The sequence below is a fragment of the Sphingobium sp. DC-2 genome (genome assembly GCF_000722555.1).
In the GTDB taxonomy this organism is placed as follows: domain Bacteria; phylum Pseudomonadota; class Alphaproteobacteria; order Sphingomonadales; family Sphingomonadaceae; genus Sphingobium; species Sphingobium quisquiliarum.
This window is the reverse complement of the sequence record NZ_JNAC01000057.1, coordinates 106,762-132,700: the sequence shown is the minus strand read 5'-3', so window position 1 is coordinate 132,700 and position 25,939 is coordinate 106,762. Positions and strand designations below refer to the sequence as shown.

Sequence of the window (25,939 nt, the reverse complement as noted above, 5' to 3'; positions counted from 1 at the left end):
TCAGCCCTTTCAGATGATTTGCAGGATGGCGTCGACGGTCTCCTTCGCCACCTGAAGGATTTTCGCGGAACCCGAATAGGCCTGTTGCAGCCGCAGCAGTTCCGCCGCCTCCATGTCGAGGTCGACGCCGCTCACCGCCTCGCGGGCGGCGATCGCCTGGTCGCTGCGGCCCTGGGCGGTCGTATATTCCGCCTTGATGGAGGCAAGCAGATTGGCCTGCGTCGCGATGATCGATGTCCAGCCCTGTTCGGCGCTGCCATTGCCCCGCAGCACCGTGGAAACGGTCAGCAGATTGCCGTTCAGCGTGCCGTCGGCCGACTTGGCGGCCAGAGCGGCGGGATCGGTGATGAGCGCGGTCACGCTTGCCGCGCCTCCGCCATAGGACAGCAGGGGCGCGCCCGCCGCATTGGCGTTCGTCAGGCCCTGCGCATGCCAGGCGTTCATGTTCGCCACGAATTGCTGGGCCAGCGTGTCCAGGCTGGTGCGGCGCTGCGCGGTCGTGTTGGCGGCGGAGAAGAGGCCGCCCAGCGTGCCGTTGGAGGGGGCCGCAAGCGCCGCCCCGCCGCTGGTGGCCAGCGCCATCGTTCCGTTGTCATTGACGGTCAGCGCCAGCGATGTCACATTTTGGCCCTGCACGATGGTGGTGCCGTTATAGCTGATCGTCGCCACGTCATGCGCGCCGAAGCTGATATCGACGTTCAGATTGGCCGACAGGGTGTTCAGCGCCGCGTCGCGGCTGTCCAGCAGTTGCGCATAGGCCGATGTTCCCGGCTGCGCCCGCAGCAGGCTGTTGTTGATGTCCGCAAGCTGGGACAGCGAACGGTTGATGGTTTCGACCGACGCCGACGCTTCGGTGGCGATGCCGCTCGATACCTGCGCGAGGTCGGCGGACGTGCGCTGAAACGCTTCGGCGACGCGGCTGACGCTGTCCAGCGCCGTCACGCGCAGCGACGTGTCGCTGGGGCTGGCGGCCAGCTTCTCGAAATTCTGGAACATCGCCGTCATCAGCTTGCCGACGCCAGTGTCGGTATCGTTGAGCGCGCCTTCCAGGTCGGTCATCCACCGCAGCCGTGCGGTCGAATTGCTGAGCGCCGTGCCGGTGTAGCGCACCGCCGCGTCCAGATAGGGGTCGGCGGCGCGATTGACGCCCTTCACCTCGGTCCCGCCGAAATTGGCGCGCGGGATGTAAGTGGACATCGTCGCGGTGGAGGAGCCCGACTCGATCGTCGTCAGCGATCGGCGCGAATAGCCTTCGGTGCTGGCGTTGGCGATATTCTCCGAAATCGCCGCCATCGCCTGCCGGTAGGCGCGGGTTCCCGAAGCGCCGATGATGAAAAGGTCGCTCACGCGCTCTTGTCCTGCGCGGGCGTGGCCGAAGCAGCCGGAACGCGGCTTTCATATTGGCGCAGCAGCATTTCCGCGATGCCCAACGTGCCTTTTTCCGCCATGTTGTCGGCGGTGCGCGCATCGGCCATGTCGCGGAACTGGTCGCTGGCGCTCGAATCCAGCAGGCCTTCGCCCATGCCCGACTGGCGCATGGTGCCGATCATCTGGCGCAGGAAAATCGCCTCGAACTGCTTCGCGGCCTTTTCAAGCTGCGCCTTCTGCGCCGCTCCGGCGGGCTGCGACCCTGCTGTAACCCCTGAAATCTGCATCACAACACCACCAGTTCAGCCTTCATCGCGCCTGCCTGCTTCAACGCTTCCAGGATCGCGACCATGTCGGCGGGGGATGCCCCGATGGCATTCACCGCCTTCACTATATCGGCCAGCGATGCTCCACCTTTAAAATTAACCATTGGTTTCTTTTCCTGATCGATCGAAATCGAACTGGAAGGCTCCATGGCGGTGCGCCCTTGGGAGAAGGGGGCGGGCTGGACGATGCGGGGGCTTTCGTTGACGCTGACGGTCAGCTTGCCATGGGCCACGGCCGCCGGATGGATCTTCACCGCGCCGTTGATGACGACGGTGCCGGTGCGGGCGTTGACGATCACCTTGGCGGGCGCGTCGGCCGGCTTGATCTCTATATTCTCGATCATGCCCATCATCATGATGCGGCTTTCAGCGCCGGGCGCTGCGGTGATGTTCACCGATACGGCGTCCGTCGCGCGCGCGCGATTGTCGCCGAACGTACGATTGATGCCGTCCGCCACGCGCAGCGCGGTGGTCAGGTCAGCTTCGGCAAGGTTGAAGGTGAGGGTGGGCGCCGTGTCGAAGCCGGTCGCGACCGCGCGCTCGACCGTCGCGCCCCCGGGAATGCGGCCTGCCGAGGGGATGTTGACCGAAACCTGGCTGCCGTCCGCGCCGGATACGCCCAGGCCGCCGACAGCAAGGTTGCCCTGCGCCATGGCGTAAATCTCGTTATCCGCGCCGCGCAGGGGCGTCATGATCAGCGTGCCGCCGCGCAGCGACTTCGCCTTGCCCAGCGCGGAGACGGTGACGTCTAGCCGCTGGCCGGGCTTGGAGAAAGCGGGCAGGTCGGCGGTGACCAGCACCGCCGCTGCGTTCTTGAGCGAGGGATTGATGCCCTGCGGCAGCGTAAGGCCAAAGCGCGAAACCATGCCTTTGACGCCCTGCGTCGCATAATCGAGGCTGTCGTCGCCAGTGCCAGCGAGGCCGACGACGATGCCGTAGCCGGTCAGCTGGTTGGGGCGCACGCCCTGGAACGTTCCCAGGTCCTTGATCCGTTCGGCATGCGCGGGAGCGGCGAAGGAAAGGATCGCGGCCAGGGCGAGGATCGCGTGATGGAAGCGGCGCTTGTCCAAACCACCTTCGTCATTCCCGCGAAGGCGGAAGTCCATCGCGCCTCTTTCAACGGAGCGCGTTGCGGCGAGATGGCTCCCCGCTTTCGCGAGGACGACGGATGAAAGGAAGCGAATGAAGGCGGCCATGTGCTGGGTCCGTTCCATCAGAAGGGGCTGATCATCGAGAAGAAGCGCTGCAACCAGCCCTGGCGGCTCGCGCGGGCGATTTCGCCCTTGCCGGTGTAGATGATCTTGGCGTCGGCCACCCGGGTGGAGGCGATGCGGTTGTCCGGGCTGATGTCGGCCTGGCGGACGAGGCCGCTGATCTGGATGAACTCGTCACCCCGGTTGAGCGTCAGCGCTTTCTCGCCCTTCACCAGCATCGTGCCGTTGGGGTAGACCGCCGCGACGGTCACCGTGATCTCGCCATTCAGCGCGTTCGACTGGGTCGCATTGCCCTTGCCGGTGAAGCCCTGATCGCCGCTCGCGCCGATATCGCTGGCGGAGAACAGCTTGGACAGCGGGCCGGTGCTGGGCGGCGTCAGGCCGATGCTGCCGCTGCGGCTGGTATCGGCGCTGTTGCTCTTGGTCGCCTGGGTGCGTTCGACCAGCACGATGGTGATGATGTCTCCGACGCTCTGCGCCCGCGCGCCGCTGGTGAGCGGAGTGTAGCCCATCGACGCCTGAAAGATCGATCCGTTCGCCACCGGCACGGCAGGAGCGGCAACGACGGTGGGGGCAAAAAATTGCCGCTCGGCATCGCGCTTCTTGCCGGCCATTGCCGGTGTGGCGGCGAGGGCTGCCATCGCCAGGCCAAGGACCACCCTTCGCCCTGAGCGAAGTCGAAGGACATAGCTGAGCGGCAGCGAAGCCGCTTCGCTCCGCTCTGCCGGGCGCTTCGACAAGCTCAGCGTGAACGGTTTCGTGGAGTGTCCCATCAATCCGCTCACAGCTGCTGGTTGACGTACTGGAGCATTTCGTCCGTCGCCTTGATCATCTTGCTGTTCACCTCATAGGCGCGCTGCGTTTCGATCATGTCGACCAGTTCCTCGACGACATTGACGTTGGAGGTTTCGAGATTGCCCGATCGGATCACGCCGCGCCCGTCCAGCCCGGCGACGCCCACCTGCGGCGTGCCGCTGGCGGCGCTTTCGACGAGCAGGTTGCCGCCGATCGGCTGGAGCCCGGCCGGGTTCATGAAGCTTGCCAGTTCGACCTGGCCCAGCTGTGTGGGTTCGCTCTGCCCCTGCAAGGTCGCGGTCACCGTGCCGTCATTGCCGATGGTGACGCCCGTCGCGCCTTCGGGGACGGTGATCTGGGGGATCAGCGGCAGCCCGTCGCTGGTCACGATCACGCCTTCGGCCGTGGTGCTGAAATTGCCCGCGCGGGTATAGGCGATGGTGCCGTCCGTCCGCTGCACCTGGAAAAAGCCCGATCCCTCGATCGCCATGTCGAGCGCATTGCCGGTCTGCTGCAACGTGCCCTGCGTGTTGATCTTGCTGGTGCCCTGCATCGCCACGCCCGAACCCAGGTTGAGGCCGGTCGCGAACTTGTTTTCCGCATCCGAATTGGCGCCCGCCGCGATCATCTGCTGATAGGCGAGCGTTTCGAAATCGGCGCGGTCGCGCTTGAAGGCGGTCGTGTTGACGTTCGCCAGGTTGTTGGCGATCACGCGCATCTTCGTGTTCTGCGCGTCGAGGCCGGTGCGGGCGACGTGAAGGGCTGCGTTGCTCATGGTCTAACTCCGTGATGCCGTCAGGCTTGCCCAATGGCTATGCTCTGGGAAAAGCAAGGTTCGTGCCAAATTAACCATCAAGCCGCATGAGCGATGCGCCGCCATCGTCCAGCTGCTTGGCCGTGTCGATCAGCTTCACCTGCGTCTCCCACGCCCGGCTTGCCTCGATCATGTCGACCAGCGCGGATGTCGCGTTGACGTTGGACCCTTCGACCGAACCGCCGGTGACGGTCGCCAGCGGGTCCTGCGGCAGCGCCCCGCCATTGGTTTCGCGGAACAGGCCATCCGTGCCCTTGGCGATGCTGGAGCCGACCGCGCGGACGAGTTTCAGCCCGTCGATGCGCTGCGGGTTCGCCGGGTCGCCGCCCTGCGGCACGCCCCAGATGCTGCCGTCCTGCGAGATGGAAACGCTGTCCATCTGTGGCAGGGTGATGGGACCGCCTTCGCCCAGCACGGGAAGCCCGTCGCCGGTAGTGAGGAGACCGCTATCCGACAGCTTGAGGTCGCCGCGCCGTGTATAGGCTTCGCTGCCATCAGCGGCCTGAACGGCGAGCAGCGCATCGCCGTTCATGGCGACGTCCAGCGGATTGCCGGTTTCGACGACCGCGCCTTGCGCCATGTCGGCGGCAATCACCTGTTCGGACTGCTGCGCCCGCGTGTCGAACCCGTCGCCCTTGATCCAGCGCGTTTCGGCATTGGCGATCTCCGCCCGGAAGCCGACGGTGTTGACGTTCGCAAGATTGTTGGAAATCGCCGCCTGCCGCGCCATCGCGCCGCGCATCGCGGTGAGTGCCGTGTTGACGAGCCGGTCCATGGCTGTTCCTTCGTTTCAACCTCCGTTCGTCCTGAGTAGCCACTGAGCTTGTCGAAGTGGCGTATCGAAGGATTTATGCTTCGATACGGGTCTTCGACTTCGCTCAGCCCCTACTCAGCACGAACGGTTGTGTTGATCAGTGTCTTAAGATCAGGTCCGCATATTCACGATGGTGGTCGACAGCGTGTTGGCCGCTTCGATAGCCTTCGAGTTCGCCTGGAAGTTGCGCTGGGCCGAGATCAGTGCGACCAGTTCCTCGGTGATGTCGACATTCGCACGTTCCAGCGCGCCGGAGCGCACCGAGCCATAGAGGCCGCTGTTGCCGGTGCCGAAGCGCGGCTCGCCGCTCGCCGAGGTTGATGTCCAGTGCGCGTCGCCCATCTGGCGCAGGCCATCCTGGCTGTTGAAGGCGGCCATGGCGGTGGTGCCGAGATAAACGGTCGAGCCGTCCGCATAGACGCCTGTGATCTGTCCGTCCTTGCCGACGCCGACGCTGTTCAGCTGATTGCCGGTGCCGCCCGCAGGCCAGTTGGTCGGAACCTGTAGATCGGTAAGGTCAGCGGAGGTCAGTGTACCGGCGGCCAGACCGGCAGCGATCGCGGCGCTTGGCTGGCCGGTCGCGGGGTCAACGGGAATGACCTGAACGCGCGCGCCGGTCGTGTCGACGACGAAACGGTCCTCGGTCAGCGAAAGCGCGCCATTCCGCGTGAAGCTGACCTGGCTATCGCCAGTGCGCTTGACCGTGAAGAAGCCTTCGCCGGTAATGGCAAGGTCCAGCGTCTTGTCGGTGCCTTCGATCGTCCCTTGCGTGAACTGCTGGGTGATGCCCTGCACGCGCGCGCCCTGGCCTGCCACCTGGGTGGTCGTTTGCATCGGCGCGGCGGCGAAGATGTCGCCGAACACGGCCTTGCTCTTCTTGAAGGCGGTGGAATTCACGTTCGACACATTGTTGGCGATGGTCGCCAGATCGGTCTGGGCGGCCTTCAGACCGGAAAGCGAGATGTAGAAGGACATGGCGTTGCTCCTTGGGTGAAAAGGATCTGGTGAATGGGTGGTCAGGCGAGTGAAAGGGCGTCCGAAGGGCTGAAGGTGCCCAGCGGCGTGATGAGTTTGGATGCGCTGCCGTCTGCGGGTGACTGGACGGCGGCGATCGCCGCCCAGCTGGCGACGCGCGAGGGGGAAGCGCCGTTGACGCGGATCTTGAGGGCGTCGGTAGCGACGGTGTTCCCTGCCTCGTCCTTTCCATCCCAGTAGAAATTGACGTCACCGGCGGGCCGGTCGCCCAGTTCGATGGTTTTCAGCACATTGCCGTTGCCGTCCATCAGGTCGATGGTGGCCCCGCTGGTCGCGTCCGCGAACGTCACCTGGCCGGTATATTGGCCATAGGCGTCCGGCGCGACGATGTTGCTCTGCACCAGCATCGACTTGCCGATCCAGCTCGCCGCATCGCCCAGGCGGGTTCCGCTGAGCTGCGACGCCATGCCCTTGAGCGTGGCGTTCATTTCCGCGATGCCGCTGGAGTTGGTGATGGTCGCCATCTGGGCGACCATCTGCGAATTGTCCATCGGCTCGAAGGGGTCCTGCGTCTGCATCTGCGCGGTGAGCAGGCGCAGGAAGTCCGCCTGGCCCATTTCCGACTTTCCGGTGCCGACATTCTTGTAGGGATTATAGACCGAAAGCCCTGCGCTGTCGGTGACGGTGGAGGTCGTGCTCATTTGCCGATCCTTATGGTTTCGAGCATCAGCGACTTGGCGGTGTTCAGCACCTGCACGTTGTTCTGGTACATGCGGGCGGTTTCGATCATGTCGACCAGCTCCGCGCTGCTATCCACGGCCGCCTCCCACACATCGCCATTGGCGTCGGCCAGCGGATGGTTGGGGTCGTGGCGCTTGGTCGGCTTGGCGTCGGTGGTGAGGACATTGGCGACCTTCACCGTGGAAACGCCGGGCTTGTCGGTGACCGACTGGAAGACGGGTTTGATCGCGCGATAGGCTTCCGCTTCGCTGCCGGTGACATTGCCCGCATTGGCCATGTTGGATGCGGTGGCGTTCAATCGCACCAGCTGCGCGCTCATGGCGCGCCCGGCGATGTCGAAGACGTTCATGGGACTCGAGCCGCTCATGCTCATTCTCCCTTCAATGCGCGCGTGATGGTGTTGATGCGCCCTTCCAGGAAGGACAGGGTCGTGCGGTATTTGACGGCATTTTCAGCGAACAGCGTCTGTTCGGTGCTGAGTTCGACCGTGTTGCCGTCAAGGCTTGGTTGAAGCGGCACGCGATAGCCCATGCTGTCGTCCACGGCCTTGGACACGTCCGCGATCGAGCTGCCCCTCTGGCGCGTCGTCGCTTCCTTGAGCGCTGACTCGAAATCGATGTCGCGCGCCTTGTAGCCGGGGGTTGAGGCGTTCGCGATGTTGGACGCGAGCAGGGACAGGCGTTGCGAGCGAAGCGCCAGCGCCTTTCCATGTATCCCGAACAGTCCGTCTTCCAGCGACATTGTCTCTCTTCCGTCTTTTCTTCCCTAGGGGACTAAAAGTTGCGGCCACTCCGCCGTTCTAAGGCCTGATGGCGTGAACCGCGGGTGATCCGAACGGGTATTCGCAAGAGCCGTGCCAATTTGCGTGGGTGACGCATCAATGGGCATGGAAATGGCGGAAATCCGCGGGTGCGGGTGAAGGACGCGGCAGGAGCGGCAAGTTTTTGCCGCCCTCTGGCAGGATTTTGCCGCTGCCGCCGCGGGTGAGTTGGGGGACGTGTTGATGATCGGGATAGTGACGCAACTCTTTGATCCCCTGACGCTAGCGGCCATGATCGCGGGCGTGGGGGCGGTCGCGCTGTTCCAGAATGGCGGCCCGGCGATCGGCCGGGCGCTGTCGGCGCTGCTGCCGCTGTTCCGGGCCGACCCAGACAAGGATCAGGCGGCGGCGCGCGCGGCATTGCTCAAGATTGATCAGGTCGCGCAGCTGCGCGGCCTTGCCTGCACCGACCGGGTCAGGACGGCCAACCCCTTCCTTGCCGAAGCGGCCCGCCGCCTGGCCAACAGCGACAAGGTCGAGCAGTTCGAAATCTGGGTGGCGCAGGCGCTCGCCGACCGCGCGCGCCGTCATGCCAGCGCGCGCAACGTCTGGCTGTCGATCGCCGACGCCGCGCCCGCGCTGGGCATGGCGGGCACGATATTGGGCCTGATCGGCATGTTCGCCGCGATGGACGATCCCGCCGCCCTCGGCCCGTCTATGGCGCTGGCGCTGCTGACCACCCTTTATGGCGTGGTGATCGCCAATCTGATTGCTGCCCCCATCGCCAGCCGCCTTGGCGACCTTTCCGAACGCGAACTCGCCTGGCAGAAGGAAGCGGCAGGCCGCATGCTCGCGATCGCCCGGCGGGAAAATGTGCCCGCACGGCGCGCGTCGATCCGCGAGGTCGCGTGATGACCGCTGCCGCCTCGCAGGCCCGGCGCAATCGCTGGGCGGTGAGTTTCGCCGACCTGCTGCTGCTGCTGCTCGGCTTTTTCATCCTCTTGCAGGCGAGCGGGCAGAAGCGCGACGCCATGCTGGCGCAGGTGCGTCAGCAATTTGGCGGCCGCGCCATCGCCAAGGAACTGGAGCTGCGCGCGACGGAGCTTTTCCTGCCTGACGAGGCGCTGCTGTCGGATCAGGGCAGGGCAATGATCGCGCAAGCGGCGGCAGGCCTGCGCTCCGGCTCCGGCAGGATCGACATCAGCAGCCTGGGCACCGATCCGGCGCGGCGCCGCTTCGATCCATGGGATCTCGCGGCGGCCCGGCTGGGCGCGGTCGCGCGTGAGTTGAAGGCGCAGGGATTGCCCGGCGGCCGGCTGCGCATCCGGGGCCTTGATCAGATGGACGGCGGCACGGGCAAGGGCCAGATCATCCGCATCGGGCAGGGCCCTGCGCAGCGTTAACGGCTTGTTAGCCATCTTCGGCGCTTAATGCGTGGCATGAATCTGTCCGCATTCGGAGACGTCCTGTGAAGAAGCTGCCCCTGATCGCCGTTCTTGCGCTGGCAACAGCCGGTGTTCAGCCTGCAACGGCACAGCAGAAGTTCGAAAATCTGGATCGGCTCGATGGCTTGGTCGCGATGACCGTGGGCGCCAATATCGGCGAGCCCGGCGGTCCGGCCGCGCCTGTCGACCGGCGGCTGCGGCTGGCGGCTTGCCCGTCCACGCCCAGCGTAGAGGGGCCCGTGTTCGGCGCGGCGATCGTGAAGTGCGACGCGCTTGGCTGGCGCATCCGCGTGCCGCTGACCGGCGGCGGGGCTGGCGCGGCTGCTCCTGTGGCGCGCTATGGCGCGGCGACTGTCCGTCCGGCCCAGCGCGACATGGTGGTGAAGCGCGGCGACCCGGTGCAACTGATCGCTGGCAATGCGAGCTTCAGCGTCTCGCGCGTGATGATCGCGGACGAAGACGGCGCGGTTGGCGACACCATCCGCGTGCGTGAGGACAAGAAATCAGCGCCCATTCTGGCGCAGGTGGTAGAAATGGGCACTGTGCGCATTCCGGGATTTAATGATTTTTGAACCCGGCCGTTATACACAGGCGGGACGAGTGAAGGATAACGAGCCATGATCAAATCTGTCGGCCAGAATGTGAGCGCCGCCATAGAGGCTTCCCGTCTGCGCGAAAGCGGCAAGGCGCGGACTTTTTCCGACAAGGGTCCGGCGGGCGTGTCGTCATTTGCCGCGTCGGCCAGCCCCGCCGCCCGCATGGCTGCGGAAGGCGCGCCGGTGGATATGGACCGCGTCGCCGCCATCAAGGCCGCCATTGCGTCGGGCAACTATCCGGTCGATCCGGCCGCGATCGCCGACAAGATGCTCGCGCTCGACCTGCCGGTGAACGGATAACCCTTCCCCATGCCGCTCGGCCTTGCAGCGCTGGATGACCTCTTCTCCGCCTTCGAGGAGTTGCGAGTCGCGCTTGACGGCACGGACGTCGCGACGATCGATGCCGCCGCCAGTCAGGTCAGCCACTGCGCCTCCGCCGTGCGCTCTATCGGCGTCTGGCGCGCCGACGATGCGATTCGCGAGCGCGTGACGGCTCTGCTTCCCCTGATCGAAGCGGCGCGCGTGCGGATCAACATATTGTCCGACCATGCCGGACAGCGCCTCGCGCTCCTCGCCGCGCACGGATCGACCCAGGCCCCGCTGGTCTACGGCCGGCAATCCCTCTCCTCCGTTCAGGCTGAGCCTGTCGAAGCCCTCCGCTGAGCAAAGCGAAGCGCCGCAGCTTCGCCTGAGCAAAGCCGAACGGATCAACAGATTTGTCAGGGAAACAGGGCGCCCGCGAGGCGCCTTTTTCTTTGCATGCTGAACGCGCCATCAACATTTATGGAGCGCGCGTTAACCAAATCTTGGCATAAGCCTTGCTCTAATGCTCCCCGGTACCAACGGGGATTTTTTCATTGTCGGCTTTTGCAGACATATCGGCGACAGGCGCATCGACCGGCAACCGCGTCACCAACGCGATCGCCATGGCGAGCCGCAGGACAGGCGTGGACTTCGCCTATCTGCTCGGCCAGGCGAAGATCGAAAGCAGCCTCAATCCCACGGCGCGCGCGACCACTTCGTCGGCGCGGGGCCTTTATCAATTCGTGGATCAGAGCTGGCTCGCCGTCATCGACAAGCATGGCAGCGAATATGGGCTGGGCTGGGCCGCCGACATGATCAGCCGGGGCCAGAACGGCCGCTATTATGTCGCTGACCCCGAAATGCGTCAGCAGATCCTCGACCTGCGCAATCATCCCGAAACCGCATCGGTCATGGCCGCGCAGCATGCCGCGGACAACAAGGCCTATCTGGAACAGCGCCTCGGCCGGGAGGCTGAGCCGGTTGACCTTTACCTCGCCCATTTCCTCGGCGTCGGCGGGGCGAGCAAGTTCCTGTCCGTGCATGATCGCGCGCCGGGCGCGGCCGCCGCGTCGATGTTCCCGGCGGCGGCGCGGGCGAACCGCTCCATCTTCTACGACCGCTCCGGCAATCCGCGCAGCTTCGCCGAAATCCGCGACCGCTTCGCCGCCAAGTTGCAAAAGGGCGTCGATTCGATCGACACCGGCCCCATTCAATATGCCGCCGCTTCGCTGCCCGAAGGCGCGAAGACGGTGCAGCCCGCCGACTATGTGCGGATCGAAACCCAGCGCCTCGCGAATGCGGCGGACGTCTCCGTCCGGCCAGACCCGCAGACCGCGCGCCTCGCCTATCTCATGCTCGCCACCCTCGGAAGGTAACGGCCACCTATGACTCCCGCCCAAGTCAAAGCGAAGATCTGGATGAGCGCCGCCAAGGGGGCCGTGCTGCCCATCGCGACGCTGATGGTCGTGCTGTTCATGATGGTGCCGGTGCCCGCGTTCATGCTGGACGTTGGTTTCATCACCAACATCATGATTTCGCTGGCGGTGCTGATGGTGGCGCTCAATGCCGCCAAGCCGCTCGACTTTTCCAGCTTCCCAACCGTGCTGCTGTTCGCCACCCTGCTCCGGCTGGCGCTGAACGTCGCATCGACCCGTGTCGTGCTGGTCAGCGGGCACGAAGGCTCCGACGCGGCAGGCCATGTCATCGAAGCCTTTGGCCACTTCCTGATCGGCGGCGATTATGTCGTCGGCATCTTCGTCTTCGCGATCCTGATGATCATCAATCTGGTCGTGATCACCAAGGGCGCAGGCCGCGTTTCGGAAGTGTCCGCCCGCTTCACCCTGGACGCCTTGCCCGGCAAGCAGATGGCGATCGACGCCGACCTCAATGCTGGCCTGCTGACGCCGGAAGAAGCCAAGATCCGCCGCCGCGAAGTCGCGACCGAGGCGGACTTCTATGGTTCGATGGACGGTGCGTCCAAGTTCGTTAAGGGTGACGCGGTCGCGGGCATCCTGATCCTCGCCATCAACATCGTCGGCGGCATCATCCTGGGCGTGGTCAGCCATGGCCTGTCCATGGGCGAGGCCGCGCAGACCTATATCATCCTCGCCATCGGCGACGCGCTGGTGGCGCAGGTTCCCGCGCTGCTGCTGTCGATCGCCGCCGCCGCCATCGTGACGCGCGTCGGCAGCGAGGACGATCTGTCCAACCAGATCACCAGCCAGTTCGGTTCGGGCAAGGCATGGACCCCGGTCGCCGCCATCCTGACCTTCCTCGGCATCCTGCCCGGCATGCCGCACATGATCATCCTGCCCGCCGCTGGCGTGGCGGGCTATATCGCCTGGCACCTGCGCAAGACCGCCAAGGCGAAGGCCGCCGCGCCCGCCCCGGCGCCGGAGCCCGCCAATCCCGCTCTCATCGAATGGAATGACGTGTCGGACGGCGCGATTCTGGGGCTGGAGATCGGCTATGGCCTGATTTCGCTGGTGGATGAGCGCAAGGGCGCGCCGCTGATGGCGCGGATCACCGGCATCCGCCGCCAGCTTTCCAAGGAACTTGGCTTCGTCGTGCCGATGGTCCGCGTGAAGGACAATCTGGCGCTGGAACCCAACCAGTACCGCATCACCATCGCAGGCGTGGTCGTCGGCGAGGATGAGATTTTCCCCGACGATCTGCTGGCGCTCGACAGCGGCGCGCTGGAAGGCGTGGTGTCCGGCCGTGAGGCAAAGGACCCGACCTTCGGCCTGGACGCCGTATGGATTTCGCCTGCCAAGCGCAGCGAAGCGGTAGTTGCGGGCTATACCGTGGTCGATCCGCCTACGGTGGTCGCCACCCATCTCAACCAGCTAATCGCCATGAACGCCAGCGAGATGTTCGGCCTCGACGAGGCTCGCAAGCTGCTCGACAATCTCAAAGAAGCCGCGCCGCAACTGGTCGATGGCCTCACGCCCGGAACGCTCAGCCTCACGCAGATCTCCGCGCTCTGCCGCGCGCTGCTGGCCGAAGGCATCGCGCTCAAGGACTTCCGCCGCATCTGCGAGGCGATGGTCGATGCCGCGCGGCCCGACATGAGCCATGAGCAGCTTGTCGAAGCCGTCCGCCAGCGCATCGGCGCGCTCATCATCCAGGGCCTCGTCCCGGTGAAGATGCCGCTGCCGGTCATCACGCTGGACGGCGACCTCGAAGCGCTGCTGGCTCAGGCGATGCGCGTTGCTGGCGATGCCAAGCATCCGATCGAACCGGCGCTCGCCAACCGCATCATCGAAGCGGTGGTGCAGGCGGCCCGCCCGATCATGGGGCAGGCGCGCAACTTCGCCATCGTGACGTCGCCGGTCGCCCGCCGCGCGCTCGCCCGCCTGTTCAAGCCGCACCTGCCCGAAACGCCGGTGCTGTCCTTCCTGGAAATTCCCGATGGCAAGGGCGTGGAAGTCGTCGCGGTGGTCGGCGGCGAGCAGCGGCCCGCGCCGCGCCACGATCCGCTTCCCACTCGCGAACGCGTCGCTTGAGGACAACTGACCCATGTTCATGAAAAAGGTCGCCGCCGGTTCCGATGCCAACACTTACGGCCGGTCGAACAACAGCCCCGAACAGCTTGCACGGCGCTACATGCCGCTGGTGCGCAAGATCGCCTGGCATGTGCATGGCCGCGTGTCGAGCGCGGTCGAGATCGAGGACCTGCTACAGATCGGCATGGTGGCGCTGGTCGAGGCCGCCAATGGGTTTGAGGACCGGGGCCTGGGCTTTGCCTCCTACGCGCAGTTGCGCGTGCGCGGGGCGATGATTGACCATCTGCGCCGGGGCGCGACGCTCGCCCGCTCCGCCATGGCCAACCGCAAGCAGCTTGCGGCGATCCGCGGCAGGCTCGAACAGCAACTCCGCCGCGCGCCGCTGGAAGCGGAGATGGCGGCCGAAATGGGGTTGGACGCGGCCAGCTATCGCGAATTGGCGGATGGCTGCGAAATGGTCCAGCATAGTAGCATGGATGAGGTCTATTCCGACCAGTCCATGTGGTTCGCCGATGTCGAAGACCGCGCGGACGACGTGATGGAGCGCGAATCGCTCAAGGCCGCGCTCGCCAAATGCATCGGCGAACTGCCGCAGCGCGAGGCGTTGGTGCTGCAACTCTATTTTGTCGAGGAACTGAACCTGGAGGAAATCGGCCAGGCGCTGGATATTGGCGCGGCACGGGTGTGCCAGATCAAGAAGGCTGCGCTCGACAAGCTTCGTGAAAAGCTGCGGGAATGGGATTGAGCTTTTCCCCGGCGTGCAACTATCGATCGTTCGCAATATTGGAAGAAGGCCGGATCGGCGCATTGTCCAGCGATAGCTGGCGATAGCGGCTCGCCCTGTAGCTTTGCGTGCGCCACCATGGCTCGGCGACCTGGAACAGCCCGCTCTGCGCGGCTTTCTGCCCCAGATCCTTGCGCGCCGTCAGCGCCGCGAGGAAGGGGGCCAGCAGCAGTCCCGCCACGACCGGGATCATCCACCCGATCGACGTGCCCGCCTTCAGCGCAAGGGCGGTCAGCGCGCCGCCCAGCATGATATGATATTTGAACAGCCAGACGGCGCTCGCCATCGCCATGCCGTCGCGGTCGCGCGTCTGCCCGTTCCACGCGCTCTTGCGGCCCATCAATATGCCGAACAGGTTGATGGTCTGCGTCAACATGCTGACCGGCGCCATCAGGATGGACAGCAGGATGTCGGCGGCCAGCCCCCGGCTCATCCGCGCCGCGCCGCCAAAGCCGATGCGGCGGGCGGGATCGGCCATCGCCCACAGCATCGCCAGCAGCTTCGGCCCGAACAGCAGCACCGCCGTCAGCGCCAGCAGCCCGCCTGACGGCAGGATGGCGCTCGGCGGCCATGCGCCTGCCAGCGCGCCGCCCAGCACCACCAGCATCAGCGCCAGCCAGAGCGGTGACGTGCAATAGGCCGACGCGCCCACCAGAAGCTGGAAACGGCTGACCGGATGCATGCCCTTGATCCGCGATATCAGCGGCACATGCTGGATATTGCCCTGGCACCAGCGCCGGTCGCGGGTGGCAAGGTCGGGCAGGGAAGGGGGAAATTCCTCGAAACTGTCGTCCGCCATGACCATGTGCACGTCCCATCCGCGACGGCGCAGCAGCGCCGCCTCGATCATGTCATGGCTCATGATGTGCCCGCCGAAGGGCGCGCGGCCGGGCAGTTCGGGCAGGCCGCAGCTCTGGGCGAAGGCCTTCGTCCGCAGGATCGCATTATGGCCCCAGAACATGCCTTCCGAACCCGCCCACCAGATCATGCCGGCGGCGGAAATCGGGCCGAACAGGCGGCTGGCGAATTGCTGCCAGCGGGCGAAGAATGTCGATGCGCCGACCACCGTGGGGACGGTCTGGATCAACCCGACATGCGGATGCCTTTCCATGTCGGCGGCCAGACGGGCCATGGTCTGCCCGCTCATCACGCTGTCCGCGTCCAGCACGATCATATAATCATAGCCGCCGCCGAAGCGCTGCACCCATTCGGCGATGTTGCCCGGTTTGCGCCCGGTGTTCAGCGCGCGGCGGCGGTAATGGACGGGGCGGGAGAAACTCTTGCGGATGTCGAGATAGGCTTGCCGCTCGATCTCGCCATTGGCCGGGTTGGAATCGCTCAGGATGAAGAATTCGAACCGCTCGCCGCCCATGACCCTGGTCAGGGAGCGCTCCATGACCGACAGGCGGCCCAGAACCTCCTGAAAATCCTCGTTGCAGACCGGCAGCAGCACTGCCGTCCGCCCCTTGAGCGGCGTCGCGAACTGCACCCGATGGCGGCGCACGCCCGCGCCCTTGCCCATGGTCAGGATCAGGAAGCCGATCAGGCTGGTCGCAAAGCCGAAGGCGATCCAGGCGAACAGCGGGATGAACAGGGCGAGGTAGACGCCCTCCCACGCCGAAATGCCGTCCAGTCCGATCGACCGCCGCATCTCATGCGCGGCCATGGAGGCGGGCAGCAAGGCCAGCAGCACGACCAGAATGCGCCGCGCCCATTGATCGATATTCAGCGGACGGGGCGGGAAATCGCGCGGCGTGGCGCTGAAATCCTGCTCCGGCATGGCAAGCGGCATTTCCGCGGGCACCATCTCGAACCCGCGCACCGGCGCTGTTTCGCCTGCCTTCCCGCCTGCCTGCATGCCGCCGCTTGCTTTCATCTCATTCCCAACCTGCCGTGAAAAGCCGCGCGCCGCTCCCATAGCGGCGGACCCATCAAGCGCCGAGCGGATAATGCACATACTCGCTGAACGGGCGATTGCCGTCGCGAAGTTGAACGCGAATATCCGTCGCCCTGCCGCTGTCCCGCCGGATATCGAGCGCGACGCGGAACAGTCCCTTCTGGTGCAGCACGGGATATCCGCCCTTCTTGACCATCGTGCCACCGGCCACATCCGTCCAGATTTCCGGGCGCATGCCCTGCGGAACGCCGGAAAAATCCAGGATCAGCCGGTCTGTGCCGGGGCCGTCCGCCTTGCCTGTCCAGACATTCTCCAGCACCGCCAGCCCTTTTGCCGGGCCGCCGGAGGGCGACCAGTCGAGCCGGTAGCTGGCATCGATCCTGCCGCCCGCGCGGACGGGGGCGGAGGGGGTCCAGTAAGCGCAGACATTATCGACATATTCGGATGTTGTCGGGAATTCATACAGGCGCACCTGCCCCGCGCCCCAAGGCTTGCGCGGGCTGGCCCATAGTGACGGGCGGCGCTCGTAGAAAACCCCGTCATCCTGATAATGGTCGAAATTCCGGTCCCGCTGCATCAGGCCGAAGCCGCGCGGGTTGCGCTCGGCAAAGGCGTCCACGCGTGGGACGGAGGGATTGATCAGGGGCCGCGCATGGCTTGTCCCGTCGGCGCTGGCGAAGGCCAGCAGATCGGAATCGTGGATTTCGGGCCGCCAGTCGGTGCGGGTGGCGCGGCTCGCCTGATCATACCAGAACATGCTGGTCATCGGCATCAGCCCCAGTTCGGCGATCGCCCGGCGCGGGAAAAGCGCTGCATCGACATCCTGCCGCACGCCCTGCGGCGTCAGTTCGCTGGCGAAGCGGTAGGCGCCGGTGATCGATGCGCCGTCCAGCAGGGCGTAGATGATAAGGCCGCCGGGGCCTGTGCGTTCCAGCCAGAAATGGGTGAAGCGGGGGAATTCCTCCTTCCCCTGCATGCTGGTGTTGATCGCGATGGCCCGTGCCGACAGCCCGAACTGCTTGGTCGCGCCCGGCGACCGGAAATAGCTCGCGCCCAGGAAAGACAGCCAGTCGCCGTCGCGGGCGGCGTTCATGACCCGAAACCCCGCATAGCCCGCATCCGGGCCCAGCTGGCGCACGGCATTGTCCGCAGGCGCGTCGAACATGGCGGGATCGTAGCGCAATGGCGTGGCGCGTCCGCGCTCCACCAGCGCGATCTCCACCGGCTGTTCCGCCGATGCGCTCAAGGGGAAAAGCTGCACGCCCGTAGCGCCCGGCAGGTCGCCCCAGATGGTGCGATCCTCGCGGAAGCGGGCGCGGTAGAGCGCCTCATAATCGACCTTCTTCGCGCCCGGATGATGCGGCGTTTCCCGGTAGGGCGCGCGCGCCAGGCGCTGGGCTCTTGTCACCAGCCCTTCCCAGGAAAAGCGTTCGGCCTGCGCCTGGGCGAGGAGGGGGCGGGGGAGGAGCAGCGCCGCGCCGGAAGCGGCGATCATGGCGCGGCGGTCGATCTTCGTCATGCGCTCATGATGGGATCGAAACGACATAATGCAAGTCCGGCAGCCCGGAAATGCGATGAAGCCTCCGCCCGGGGGGACGGAGGCTTCTATTTTTGGCCGTTCGATCGAAGGTGCTTGCCCGGCGCGGTGGGGACTGTTGATGCGCCGGGTTCGCTTGGCTGGCTGGCGGTGACCAATACCTCAGCCAGTCAATTCAGGTCAGCCGGTCCGGATTACTGGATCAGCTTGAGGACGTTCTGCTGGCTCTGGTTCGCCTGGGCGAGCATCGCCGTCGAAGCCTGGCTCAGGATCTGCGACTTGGCGAGCGCGGTCGTTTCAGCCGAGAAGTCGGCGTCCTCGATGCGGCTGCGGGCGTCGGAAAGGTTGGTGACGTTCGCGGTCAGATTGTTGATCGTCGCTTCCAGACCGCTCTGCGCAGCACCCAGCGAAGCGCGGGCGGTGGAGATGTTGGTCAGCGCAGTGTCATAAGCATCGAGCGAAGCCGTGGTGGCGGCGGCCGCCGTGATCGCCGGGGCGCCACCGGTGGTCACGACGCCGGTCAGGGCAATGCCACCCAGCGACAGGGTCGTTGTGTCGCCGTTGTTGGCGCCGGACTGGATGTTGACGGTGGCGGCGGTGGTCGGGAACAGGGCGACACCGTTGAATTCGGTGGTCGTCATGATGTTGTTCACCTGCTTCGCCAGTTCGGTGAGTTCCGAGTTGATGTTGGTCTTGGCATCGGTGTCGTTGGTGCCGTTCACCGCCTGGACCGTCAGCTCACGCATGCGCTGGATCATGTTGGCGACTTCGCCGAGCGCGCCTTCCGCCGTCTGAGCCATCGAGATGCCGTCATTGGCGTTGCGGATCGCCTGGGTCATGCCGCGGATCTGGGCCGTCATCTTCGAGCTGATGGCGAGGCCCGCCGCGTCGTCCTTGGCGCTGTTGATGCGCTTGCCGGTCGACAGGCGCTCCATCGCGGTGCTCAGCGACTTGCTGGCCGAAGCCGAAGCGTTCATGGCCCGCAGAGCAGAAGAGTTGGTTCCGATAACAGTCATGATATTCCCTTTCTATGTCCTATCAGGTCGCTGCCATCAGGCTGCTTGCGGCCTCGAAAGGGGATAACGGCGGCGCGAAAAAAGCTTTTAGCCCCGCCCGCGATTTTTTTGAGGAAAGTCCCAAAAGCCGCTCAAATCAGCCGCTTTCACGCGCGCGCGTCTTATTGAGCCCTTCCACGCCACCGGCAAAGCGGAAGAAAATTGCCGCCCACCGGCAAGGTTATTGCCGCATTAACCGGATGATAACCATGCGAAGGCATTTTCAGAACCATCGAAGGGGGTTGGAACGTGCGGGGGCACAATCCGGCCGAAATGATTGGGGACTGTCATGTCATCGCTTGACGTGAGCCGAGCTGTCTGCGCGCTCGTTCCGGGTTTGCAGCACTGGCTGGAAAACGCCTTCTACATGGTGCGCATCGTCGATGCGCAGAGCCCGCGTGAGCGCGACGACCGCCGCATCCTGCTGGCGACCGAGATCGGCCATGCGACCCATCGAGACATCCTGATCAACCTGATCGAGGGCAAGCCTTCGCTGGTCCCGGCCGCCAACGGCCTGCCCGCCCGCGTCGCTTTCGCCCTTGAGGATATGGCCTTCGCTTTCGCCCTCATCGCTGAACTGGCCCGCCCGGCGAGCATTCCCGCCGTGGGCGACTCCGCCAGCACCCGCCTGATGACGCTGGCGGGCCGGGTCGCCCGCAGCGACGCCACCGTGCTGATCCAGGGCGATACCGGCACGGGCAAGGAAGGCATGGCCCGCTTCCTCCATGCCCAGTCGGGCCGCATCAGCCATGATTTCATCGCCGTCAACTGCGCCGCGCTTCCCGAAACGATGATGGAAGCGATGCTGTTCGGGCATAAGAAGGGCAGCTTCACCGGCGCGGCCGCCGCTTCGGACGGCCTGTTCCTGGCGGCCGATGGCGGCACCCTGTTCCTGGACGAAATCGCCGAACTGCCGCTGACGTTGCAGGCGAAGCTGCTCCGCGCGTTGCAGGAAGGCGAAGTCCTGCCGGTGGGCGCGACCCATCCGGTGCCGGTCAACGTCCGCATCATCGCCGCCTGCAACCGCGACCTTGCCGCCGAAGTCGCCGCCGGGCGCTTCCGCGAAGACCTTTACTGGCGTCTCAACGTCATGCCGCTGGAACTGCGCCCGCTCAGCGAGCGCGCTGGCGACATCACCGCGATCACGGCGGCCATGCTGCTGCGCCATCAGGATTTCGTCTGGCCGACCGCCGCCGCTCTGGACAAGCTGGCCGCCCATGCCTGGCCCGGCAATGCCCGCGAACTTGGCAACGTCCTCCAGCGCGCCATCGTTCTGCGCGAAGGCGACCGGATCGAGGCCGAGGACCTGCACATCGCTGGCGCGCCCCAGCTACGCGTCGTCGGCGCCGCGCCCGCACCGGCGGAGCCTGTCCGCCTGCGTGACGTCGCCCGCCAGTCGAAGCTGGATGCGATCCGCGCCGCCCTGCGCGAGACGGACGGCCACCGCGCCGCCGCCGCCGCCAAGCTGGGCATTTCCGAACGCACATTGCGCTACCGGCTTGCCGAGATGCGCGAACTCGCAGCGGCTTGAGGGAGGTAAGGCATGACCGGCATTTCCCCGACTGACAGCGTGATGGCCATCCGCAACGCCATCCTCCAGAAGAACGCCGCCCTGCGCGACGTCGCCCAGACCGGTGCGCCCGCTGGCAGCGCGGGCGTGGGCGGGGCCGAGGGCACAAAGCCTGGCGGCTTCACCGAAGCGCTCAACTCCGCCCTTCAGCAGGTCAACGGGCTTCAGGCTCAGGCAGGCGAGGCGGCTTCCGCCTTCGAACGGGGCGAAACGACCGACATCGCCGCCGTCATGCTGGCCAAGCAGCAGGCGTCGGTCAGCTTCGAAGCGACCCTCCAGGTCCGCAACAAACTCCTGTCCGCTTACAAGGACATTATGAGCATGCCGGTATAATCCATGAGCGAGAACGCACTCACCATCGACGGCGGCGCGGCCGCTCTCCCCGCCAGCAGCGCGCCCGCCTTTGGCGGCGCGAAGGGCGCTGATGCGCTGAAAGCGCGCTTCACTGGCTTCATCAAGCAGCCTGCGGTGGCGAAAAGCCTGCCGCTGCTGGGCCTGCTGGGCGTGGTCGCCACCGCTGGCGCAGCCTGGCTGGCCCTGCGCGAGCCGCCGCAGCGCGACCTGTTCCGCGGCCTGCCCGATGCCGACAAGTCCGCCGTCGCGCAGGTGCTCGACCAGAATGGCGTCACCTACGATTTCGACAGTTCGGGCGCGATGACCGTTGCCGAAGACGATTATTTCAAGGCGAAGATGATGCTCGCCGCCCAGGGCCTGCCCAAGAGCGCGCCGGACGGCAACAGCATGATCGACAGCCTGCCCATGGGCGCAAGCCGCGCGGTGGAAGGCGAAAAGCTCCGCTCCGCCCGCGAAATGGACCTGGCCCGCACGATCGAGGCGATCGACAGCGTCGAGAGCGCCAAGGTCCACCTTGCCGTCGAACCGCCCAGCGTCTTCCTGCGCGAACGCGCCAGGCCCTCCGCTTCGGTGATGCTGCGCCTCGCGTCGGGCCGCACGCTGACCGACGCGCAGGTGAGCGCCATCGTCCATCTCGTCGCCTCGTCGGTGCCCGAACTCAGCCCTGATCAGATTTCGCTGGTGGACCAGAATGGCCGCCTGCTCAGCAATAATGACGGCAACGCCGCCGACGACCGCCAGCTCGCGGTCCAGTCGAAGATCGAGGACCGCTACCGCCAGTCCGTGATCGCGCTGCTCACCCCGATCCTTGGCGAGGGCAAATTCTCGACCGAGGTGCGGGCCGAGCTGAACTTCGCCGAACGTCAGGCGACCCGCGAAACCTATCCGCAGGATGAAGCCCGCCTTCGCACCGAAACCGGCAGCTGGGCGTCCGATCCGCGCGGCCAGGGCGCAGGCGAGGCGAGCGGCATTCCGGGCGCGCTCAGCAATCAGGCCCCCGTCAACCCCACCGTCACCCAGACCAACCCCAACGGTCAGGCGGTCAGCCAGGGCACGCAGGCGGCTCAGCCCGCCACGCCGCCCAGCGCGCCGATGAAGACGGAGGAAAGCTTCAACCGCAGTTTCGAGCTTGGCCGCGAAGTGTCCGTCACGCGCGATGCGGTCGGCACGGTCAAGCGCCTGTCGGTCGCCGTCGCGCTCGACAATGGCGCGGACGGCAAGCCCCGCAGCGCGCAGGAAATCGCCGCGCTGGAGGCTCTGGTGAAGGGCGCGGTCGGCTTCGACCAGGCGCGCGGCGACGTGGTCGCGCTCTCCTCGCGCAGCTTCGTCAAGGCCGAGGAAGTGAAGGCGCCCTGGTATGAGGCTGATTGGGTCTCCCCACTCGTGCGCAACCTGTCGGCCCTCGCCGTCGCCCTGCTGGTCGTCTTCGGCATCGGCCGCCCGCTGCTCAAGCGCCGCGCTGCCGCGCAGGAGGCTGCCGCCGCCGGACAGAAGATCGGCCGCGAAATCTCGACCGAAATCGGCCGTCAGGCGGGCGCGACGCCCGACGCGGGCGGAACGGTTACGCTCGACATGATCTCCTCCACCTATGATTATGCCCAGCGCGCCGACCTCATCCGCAACTTCGTCAAGCAGGACCCCGATCGCGCCGCCCTCGTCGTCCGCGACCTTCTGAAGGAAGGGAAGAAGGACAATGGCTGAGGCCGATACCGCCCCCGCGATCAAGGGCAGCGCCGCCGCCGCCGTCCTGCTGATGCTGTTCGACGAGGATGAGGCCGCGCAGATCCTCTCGCGTCTCGAACCCGACGAAGTGCGCCAGCTTGGCTATGCAATGTACGATGTCGCCGACGTGCAGGTCGAGGAAGTGAATGAAGCGCTCGACCATTTCGTCACGAAGGCGAAGAAGCGCACCACCATCGGCTATGGCGCGAGCCGCCATATCCGTGGCGCGATGACCAAGGCGCTGGGTGAGGAGCGCGCCGAAACCATCCTCGCGCGGATCACGCCGCCGACCCGCTCCACCCAGCTTGAAATGCTCAAATGGATGGATGCCAAGGAAGTCGCCTCGCTGATCGAGGCGGAGCATCCGCAGATCATGGCGATCGTGCTCGCCCATCTGGAAGCGCCCATCGCCGCCGATGTGCTGCAACTGCTTCCGGCCGAATATCAGGAAGAGATCGTCTACCGCATCGCGACGCTCGGTCCCGTGTCGAACGAGGCGCTGGACGACCTTGAACAGCTCCTGCTGCGCGGATCGACGTCGAAGAAGCAGGGCGCGGCCTCGCAGCGCGGCGGCACGGTCGAAGCGGCCGCGATCATGAACAATGTCCGCAAGGAAAATGAACAGCGCATCATGAAGGCGGTGGCCAAGCGCGACAAGATGATCGCCCAGACCATCGAGGAAGAGATGTTCGTGTTCGATAACCTGATCGACATGGATGACAAGAATATGGGCACGCTGATGCGCACCATCGACAGCAGCGTGCTGGTCGTGGCGCTCAAGGGCGCGAACGAGATGCTCAAGGGCAAGATCTTCGGCTCCATGTCCGCCCGCGCGGCGCAGGCCATCGCCGACGAGATCGAGGAGCGCGGCCCCATCCGCCTTGCCGAAGTGATCGAGGCGCAGAAGCTGATCATCGCCACCGCGCGCCGCATGGCCGACGCTGGCACCATCATGCTGGGCGGCAAGGGGAACGATTTTGTTTAAGGTTCTGGACGCGGGCAGCATCCGCGACGCCGCCAGCATTCCGCTGACCGGCATGGCGCAGGTCCGCAGCGGCGGCTTTCGCAGCCTCTATGCCGATACGCCCGGCGCCAGCGGTGCGGCGATGCACGACGCCATGCCCGCCATGACGGACGAGGATCTGATCGAGCAGGCGCGGATGGAAGCCTTCGCGCAGGGTTTTGACGAAGGATGCCGGGTGGTCGGCGATGCCGCCGCCGCCGATGCCGAGGCGCGGGCGCGCCTCGCCGAAGCGCTCGAACTGCTGACCCCCGCGCCCAGCGGCATGCTGTCGACCATGTTGTCGGCGACGGTCGTCCGCCTGGTCGAACAGATTGTCGGCGAGGTGGAGATCGACCTGGAACGCCTCGTCCAGCGCTGCGACACCGTCGCCGCCTTTATCGAGGATAATGATGGCAAGGGCGCGCTGCACCTCCACCCCGACGACATGGCGATGCTGGAAGGGGAGGCGATCGGCCTGCGGCTGGTGGGCGACCCCGCCATGCCGCGCGGCTCGGTGCGGCTGGAAACCACGGACGGCTGGGTCGAGGACGGGCCGGACGTCCGCCTGTCCCGCCTGCGCGCGCTGCTCGACGATATGGAGGGCAAGGCGTGATCAAGGCCGCGCTCGCCCAGGCCGAAAGCCTGTTCGGCCATCTTCAGGTCCAGAACCGGCAGCCGCGCCATGTGGGACGGCTGGTCAGCCATGATGCGGGCATGCTGGAGGTCACGGGCTTCCGCAAGCCGATCGGCGCGGGCGCGCGGGTGATCGCTTCGGACGGCACCGTCTGCCGCGCCGAGGTCGTCGGCTTTCGCGGCGACAGGACGCTGCTGGTCCCGCTCGACGCCGACGCCCCGCTGGAAAATGGCGCGCGGGTCGAACCGGACAGCCAGGCCAATATGGTGCAGGTCGGCGAAGGGCTGATCGGCCGCGTCATCGACGCCATGGGCCAGCCGCTCGACCGCAAGGGGCCGATCATCGCTGGCGGATCGTGGCCGCTGAATGGCGTCAAGGGCAATGTGCTCGACCGGGGCCGCGTCACCGAACCGTTCGACCTTGGCGTCCGCGCCGTCAACGCGCTACTCACCGCGGGGCGGGGCCAGCGCATCGCCATCATCGCCGGTTCGGGCGTCGGCAAGTCGGTCCTCATGGGCCAGATGATCGCCGGGGCCGAAGCCGACATCGTCGTCGCTGGCCTGATCGGCGAACGCGGCCGCGAGGTCAGCGACTTCCTCGAAACCAAGCTCAAGGGCGCGATGCACAAGTCCATCGTCGTCGCCGTGCCTGCCGATCATCCCCCGGTGCTGCGCCTGCGCGCCGCCGCTCGCGCCACCGCCATCGCCGAATATTTCCGCGCGCGCGGCAAGAAGGTCCTGCTGCTGATCGACAGCCTCACCCGCTGCGCCCATGCCCAGCGTGAAATCGGCCTTGCCCTGGGCGAGCCGCCCGCGATGAAGGGCTATCCGCCCTCCGCCCTCGCGCTCATTCCCCGGCTGGTCGAGCGCGCGGGCGTCGATGCGCGCACCGGCGGATCGATCACCGCCCTCTATACCGTTCTGGCCGATGGCGACGACACGGACGATCCGATCGTGGACGCCGCCCGCGCCATCGTAGACGGCCATTTCGTCCTGTCGCGCCATCTTTCGGAGCAGGCGATCTTCCCGGCGATCGATGTCGGCAAGTCCCTCTCGCGCGTCATGGCCGATGTGGTGCCTGACGATCATCGCATGGCCGCCGCCGCCTATCGCCGCCTCTGGGCCGCCTATGAGGAAAATCGCGACCTCATCCTGATGGGCGCATACCGCCCCGGCAACGACCCGGTGATCGACGAAGCCGTGCAGCGCCGGCAGGAGATACTCGACTTCATCCGTCAGGATCAGAAAAGCCGCATCGACCTTGCCACCAGCGCTGATGCGCTGATCGCCGAGTTCGGCGCGTGAAGGGAGAGGTCGCCCGCCGCCAGCGCGTGCTGCGCGTCCGCCATGTGCAGCACGCCATGGCCGTCGCCGAAACCGCCCGCGCCCGCGACGAGGCGGAAAGCATCGCCCGCAATGCCGAACGCCTGCGGAAAGTGCGCGGTGATCTTTTTTCCGGCAATGGCGCTGCAACTGGCGCGACTTTTGCATCCATGCAGGAACTTGCTGGCCGGCTGGAGCAGGCTGGCCGTCAGCTGGATGGCGCGCTCTACGATGCGCGCCGCAAGGTGGAGGCCAAGGAAGGCCTCACCCTCGCGGCCAATCGGGATCGCGAAATCGCCGAAAAGCTCAAGGATCGCGCCCGCGCGGATCTGGAGCAATGGCGGGAGAACAAGCTGGCGGCCTTGCCCCGCTACCGCCGGATGCAGCGGACAGGAGATGTGTGA

28 protein-coding genes are annotated in these 25,939 nt (G+C 65.9%); 15 read left to right on the top strand and 13 right to left on the bottom strand.

Annotated elements, in window-relative coordinates; all coding sequences use genetic code 11:
• Positions 1-9: 9 nt before the first annotated feature.
• From flgK to flgB, 10 genes are all read right to left on the bottom strand, one after another.
• Positions 10-1,347: a flagellar hook-associated protein FlgK gene (flgK, locus tag ET21_RS0113295; protein ID WP_030540091.1), complete on the bottom strand. Its 1,338-nt coding sequence runs from the start codon at positions 1,345-1,347 to the stop codon at positions 10-12.
• Positions 1,344-1,655, bottom strand: a complete 312-nt coding sequence (locus tag ET21_RS0113290) for a rod-binding protein (protein WP_030540090.1) — start codon at positions 1,653-1,655, stop codon at positions 1,344-1,346. The genes flgK and ET21_RS0113290 overlap by 4 nt, the downstream gene beginning before the upstream one ends.
• Entirely contained in the window at positions 1,655-2,908 is a 1,254-nt protein-coding gene (locus ET21_RS0113285) for a flagellar basal body P-ring protein FlgI (RefSeq protein ID WP_237751563.1), read from the bottom strand. Before ET21_RS0113285 ends, ET21_RS0113290 begins: the two co-directional genes overlap by 1 nt.
• The gene (locus ET21_RS0113280) at positions 2,908-3,549 is read right to left on the bottom strand and encodes a flagellar basal body L-ring protein FlgH (RefSeq protein ID WP_193378975.1); all 642 of its coding nucleotides are present in this window, start codon (positions 3,547-3,549) and stop codon (positions 2,908-2,910) included. Before ET21_RS0113280 ends, ET21_RS0113285 begins: the two co-directional genes overlap by 1 nt.
• A gap of 140 nt (positions 3,550-3,689) precedes the next feature.
• Positions 3,690-4,478 carry a flagellar basal-body rod protein FlgG gene (flgG, locus tag ET21_RS0113275; RefSeq protein ID WP_021237328.1) on the bottom strand — a complete coding sequence of 263 codons (789 nt, stop codon included), beginning with the start codon at positions 4,476-4,478 and terminating at the stop codon, positions 3,690-3,692.
• A gap of 70 nt (positions 4,479-4,548) precedes the next feature.
• The gene (locus ET21_RS0113270; protein ID WP_021237327.1) at positions 4,549-5,292 is read right to left on the bottom strand and encodes a flagellar basal body rod protein FlgF; all 744 of its coding nucleotides are present in this window, start codon (positions 5,290-5,292) and stop codon (positions 4,549-4,551) included.
• 150 nt (positions 5,293-5,442) lie between these two features.
• Positions 5,443-6,306: a flagellar hook-basal body complex protein gene (locus tag ET21_RS0113265; RefSeq protein ID WP_021237326.1), complete on the bottom strand. Its 864-nt coding sequence runs from the start codon at positions 6,304-6,306 to the stop codon at positions 5,443-5,445.
• 41 nt (positions 6,307-6,347) lie between these two features.
• Positions 6,348-7,007, bottom strand: coding sequence for a flagellar hook assembly protein FlgD (locus ET21_RS0113260; protein WP_021237325.1), 660 nt, complete (start codon positions 7,005-7,007; stop codon positions 6,348-6,350).
• The gene (flgC, locus tag ET21_RS0113255) at positions 7,004-7,414 is read right to left on the bottom strand and encodes a flagellar basal body rod protein FlgC (protein WP_030540087.1); all 411 of its coding nucleotides are present in this window, start codon (positions 7,412-7,414) and stop codon (positions 7,004-7,006) included. Before flgC ends, ET21_RS0113260 begins: the two co-directional genes overlap by 4 nt.
• Before the next feature lie 2 nt (positions 7,415-7,416).
• Positions 7,417-7,788: a flagellar basal body rod protein FlgB gene (flgB, locus tag ET21_RS0113250; protein WP_030540086.1), complete on the bottom strand. Its 372-nt coding sequence runs from the start codon at positions 7,786-7,788 to the stop codon at positions 7,417-7,419.
• Positions 7,789-8,050: 262 nt separating this feature from the next.
• On the opposite strand from flgB, the gene ET21_RS0113245 reads away from it, so the two are divergent.
• The 8 genes from ET21_RS0113245 (at position 8,051) to ET21_RS0113210 (ending at position 14,402) form a co-directional block, all read left to right on the top strand.
• A complete protein-coding gene (locus tag ET21_RS0113245; RefSeq protein ID WP_030540085.1) occupies positions 8,051-8,719 on the top strand; it encodes a MotA/TolQ/ExbB proton channel family protein in 669 nt (222 codons plus the stop codon).
• Positions 8,719-9,210, top strand: coding sequence for a flagellar motor protein MotB (locus ET21_RS0113240; RefSeq protein WP_030540084.1), 492 nt, complete (start codon positions 8,719-8,721; stop codon positions 9,208-9,210). Before ET21_RS0113245 ends, ET21_RS0113240 begins: the two co-directional genes overlap by 1 nt.
• Positions 9,211-9,275: 65 nt before the next feature.
• Positions 9,276-9,824, top strand: a complete 549-nt coding sequence (locus ET21_RS0113235; protein WP_030540083.1) for a flagella basal body P-ring formation protein FlgA — start codon at positions 9,276-9,278, stop codon at positions 9,822-9,824.
• Positions 9,825-9,869: 45 nt separating this feature from the next.
• Positions 9,870-10,148 (top strand): flagellar biosynthesis anti-sigma factor FlgM, encoded by a 279-nt coding sequence (gene flgM / locus ET21_RS0113230; protein WP_021237319.1) that lies wholly within the window; start codon positions 9,870-9,872, stop codon positions 10,146-10,148.
• Between the two features lie 9 nt (positions 10,149-10,157).
• Positions 10,158-10,511 (top strand): hypothetical protein, encoded by a 354-nt coding sequence (locus ET21_RS0113225; protein ID WP_051768177.1) that lies wholly within the window; start codon positions 10,158-10,160, stop codon positions 10,509-10,511.
• 194 nt (positions 10,512-10,705) lie between these two features.
• A complete protein-coding gene (locus ET21_RS0113220; protein ID WP_021237317.1) occupies positions 10,706-11,527 on the top strand; it encodes a hypothetical protein in 822 nt (273 codons plus the stop codon).
• 9 nt (positions 11,528-11,536) lie between these two features.
• Positions 11,537-13,657: a flagellar biosynthesis protein FlhA gene (gene flhA, locus ET21_RS0113215; protein WP_021237316.1), complete on the top strand. Its 2,121-nt coding sequence runs from the start codon at positions 11,537-11,539 to the stop codon at positions 13,655-13,657.
• A gap of 13 nt (positions 13,658-13,670) precedes the next feature.
• Positions 13,671-14,402 (top strand): sigma-70 family RNA polymerase sigma factor, encoded by a 732-nt coding sequence (locus ET21_RS0113210; RefSeq protein ID WP_021237315.1) that lies wholly within the window; start codon positions 13,671-13,673, stop codon positions 14,400-14,402.
• A 19-nt stretch (positions 14,403-14,421) separates the two neighbouring features.
• Here the strand turns inward: ET21_RS0113210 and mdoH are convergent, their stop codons facing one another.
• From mdoH to ET21_RS0113195, 3 genes are all read right to left on the bottom strand, one after another.
• On the bottom strand, positions 14,422-16,317 hold the full coding sequence (mdoH, locus tag ET21_RS0113205; RefSeq protein ID WP_030540081.1) for a glucans biosynthesis glucosyltransferase MdoH: 1,896 nt from the start codon (positions 16,315-16,317) through the stop codon (positions 14,422-14,424).
• Positions 16,318-16,372: 55 nt separating this feature from the next.
• Positions 16,373-17,857: a glucan biosynthesis protein gene (locus ET21_RS0113200; RefSeq protein ID WP_030540080.1), complete on the bottom strand. Its 1,485-nt coding sequence runs from the start codon at positions 17,855-17,857 to the stop codon at positions 16,373-16,375.
• 212 nt (positions 17,858-18,069) lie between these two features.
• Positions 18,070-18,891 carry a flagellin gene (locus tag ET21_RS0113195; RefSeq protein WP_030540079.1) on the bottom strand — a complete coding sequence of 274 codons (822 nt, stop codon included), beginning with the start codon at positions 18,889-18,891 and terminating at the stop codon, positions 18,070-18,072.
• A gap of 328 nt (positions 18,892-19,219) precedes the next feature.
• Here ET21_RS0113195 and ET21_RS0113190 point away from each other — a divergent pair, with 328 nt between their 5' ends.
• The 7 genes from ET21_RS0113190 to ET21_RS0113160 are packed head-to-tail and all read left to right on the top strand — an operon-like array spanning position 19,220 to position 25,939.
• A complete protein-coding gene (locus tag ET21_RS0113190; protein ID WP_030540078.1) occupies positions 19,220-20,461 on the top strand; it encodes a sigma-54-dependent Fis family transcriptional regulator in 1,242 nt (413 codons plus the stop codon).
• Between the two features lie 12 nt (positions 20,462-20,473).
• Positions 20,474-20,833 (top strand): flagellar hook-basal body complex protein FliE, encoded by a 360-nt coding sequence (fliE, locus tag ET21_RS0113185; protein WP_030540077.1) that lies wholly within the window; start codon positions 20,474-20,476, stop codon positions 20,831-20,833.
• Positions 20,834-20,836: 3 nt separating this feature from the next.
• The gene (fliF, locus tag ET21_RS0113180; protein WP_030540076.1) at positions 20,837-22,555 is read left to right on the top strand and encodes a flagellar basal-body MS-ring/collar protein FliF; all 1,719 of its coding nucleotides are present in this window, start codon (positions 20,837-20,839) and stop codon (positions 22,553-22,555) included.
• Positions 22,548-23,561, top strand: a complete 1,014-nt coding sequence (fliG, locus tag ET21_RS0113175) for a flagellar motor switch protein FliG (protein ID WP_021237070.1) — start codon at positions 22,548-22,550, stop codon at positions 23,559-23,561. Before fliF ends, fliG begins: the two co-directional genes overlap by 8 nt.
• Positions 23,562-23,613: 52 nt before the next feature.
• On the top strand, positions 23,614-24,192 hold the full coding sequence (locus ET21_RS0113170; protein WP_152522037.1) for a FliH/SctL family protein: 579 nt from the start codon (positions 23,614-23,616) through the stop codon (positions 24,190-24,192).
• Positions 24,189-25,517 carry a FliI/YscN family ATPase gene (locus ET21_RS0113165; RefSeq protein ID WP_030540074.1) on the top strand — a complete coding sequence of 443 codons (1,329 nt, stop codon included), beginning with the start codon at positions 24,189-24,191 and terminating at the stop codon, positions 25,515-25,517. The genes ET21_RS0113170 and ET21_RS0113165 overlap by 4 nt, the downstream gene beginning before the upstream one ends.
• The gene (locus ET21_RS0113160) at positions 25,514-25,939 is read left to right on the top strand and encodes a hypothetical protein (protein WP_030540073.1); all 426 of its coding nucleotides are present in this window, start codon (positions 25,514-25,516) and stop codon (positions 25,937-25,939) included. The genes ET21_RS0113165 and ET21_RS0113160 overlap by 4 nt, the downstream gene beginning before the upstream one ends.

Excerpts from the sequence above, each read along its gene's own strand:
- flhA (WP_021237316.1), top strand. The coding sequence starts at position 11,537 with ATGACTCCCGCCCAAGTCAAAGCGAAGATCTGGATGAGCGCCGCCAAG.
- ET21_RS0113240 (WP_030540084.1), top strand. The coding sequence starts at position 8,719 with ATGACCGCTGCCGCCTCGCAGGCCCGGCGCAATCGCTGGGCGGTGAGT.
- mdoH (WP_030540081.1), bottom strand. The coding sequence starts at position 16,317 with ATGAAAGCAAGCGGCGGCATGCAGGCAGGCGGGAAGGCAGGCGAAACA.
- ET21_RS0113285 (WP_237751563.1), bottom strand. The coding sequence starts at position 2,908 with ATGGAACGGACCCAGCACATGGCCGCCTTCATTCGCTTCCTTTCATCC.
- ET21_RS0113170 (WP_152522037.1), top strand. The coding sequence starts at position 23,614 with ATGGCGCAGGTCCGCAGCGGCGGCTTTCGCAGCCTCTATGCCGATACG.
- flgC (WP_030540087.1), bottom strand. The coding sequence starts at position 7,414 with ATGAGCGGCTCGAGTCCCATGAACGTCTTCGACATCGCCGGGCGCGCC.
- ET21_RS0113290 (WP_030540090.1), bottom strand. The coding sequence starts at position 1,655 with ATGCAGATTTCAGGGGTTACAGCAGGGTCGCAGCCCGCCGGAGCGGCG.
- ET21_RS0113210 (WP_021237315.1), top strand. The coding sequence starts at position 13,671 with ATGTTCATGAAAAAGGTCGCCGCCGGTTCCGATGCCAACACTTACGGC.
- fliG (WP_021237070.1), top strand. The coding sequence starts at position 22,548 with ATGGCTGAGGCCGATACCGCCCCCGCGATCAAGGGCAGCGCCGCCGCC.
- ET21_RS0113195 (WP_030540079.1), bottom strand. The coding sequence starts at position 18,891 with ATGACTGTTATCGGAACCAACTCTTCTGCTCTGCGGGCCATGAACGCT.
- ET21_RS0113280 (WP_193378975.1), bottom strand. The coding sequence starts at position 3,549 with ATGGCAGCCCTCGCCGCCACACCGGCAATGGCCGGCAAGAAGCGCGAT.
- fliE (WP_030540077.1), top strand. The coding sequence starts at position 20,474 with ATGACCGGCATTTCCCCGACTGACAGCGTGATGGCCATCCGCAACGCC.
- ET21_RS0113265 (WP_021237326.1), bottom strand. The coding sequence starts at position 6,306 with ATGTCCTTCTACATCTCGCTTTCCGGTCTGAAGGCCGCCCAGACCGAT.
- flgG (WP_021237328.1), bottom strand. The coding sequence starts at position 4,478 with ATGAGCAACGCAGCCCTTCACGTCGCCCGCACCGGCCTCGACGCGCAG.
- ET21_RS0113270 (WP_021237327.1), bottom strand. The coding sequence starts at position 5,292 with ATGGACCGGCTCGTCAACACGGCACTCACCGCGATGCGCGGCGCGATG.
- ET21_RS0113200 (WP_030540080.1), bottom strand. The coding sequence starts at position 17,857 with ATGACGAAGATCGACCGCCGCGCCATGATCGCCGCTTCCGGCGCGGCG.
- fliF (WP_030540076.1), top strand. The coding sequence starts at position 20,837 with ATGAGCGAGAACGCACTCACCATCGACGGCGGCGCGGCCGCTCTCCCC.
- flgM (WP_021237319.1), top strand. The coding sequence starts at position 9,870 with ATGATCAAATCTGTCGGCCAGAATGTGAGCGCCGCCATAGAGGCTTCC.
- ET21_RS0113225 (WP_051768177.1), top strand. The coding sequence starts at position 10,158 with ATGCCGCTCGGCCTTGCAGCGCTGGATGACCTCTTCTCCGCCTTCGAG.
- ET21_RS0113260 (WP_021237325.1), bottom strand. The coding sequence starts at position 7,007 with ATGAGCACGACCTCCACCGTCACCGACAGCGCAGGGCTTTCGGTCTAT.
- ET21_RS0113245 (WP_030540085.1), top strand. The coding sequence starts at position 8,051 with ATGATCGGGATAGTGACGCAACTCTTTGATCCCCTGACGCTAGCGGCC.
- flgB (WP_030540086.1), bottom strand. The coding sequence starts at position 7,788 with ATGTCGCTGGAAGACGGACTGTTCGGGATACATGGAAAGGCGCTGGCG.
- ET21_RS0113190 (WP_030540078.1), top strand. The coding sequence starts at position 19,220 with ATGTCATCGCTTGACGTGAGCCGAGCTGTCTGCGCGCTCGTTCCGGGT.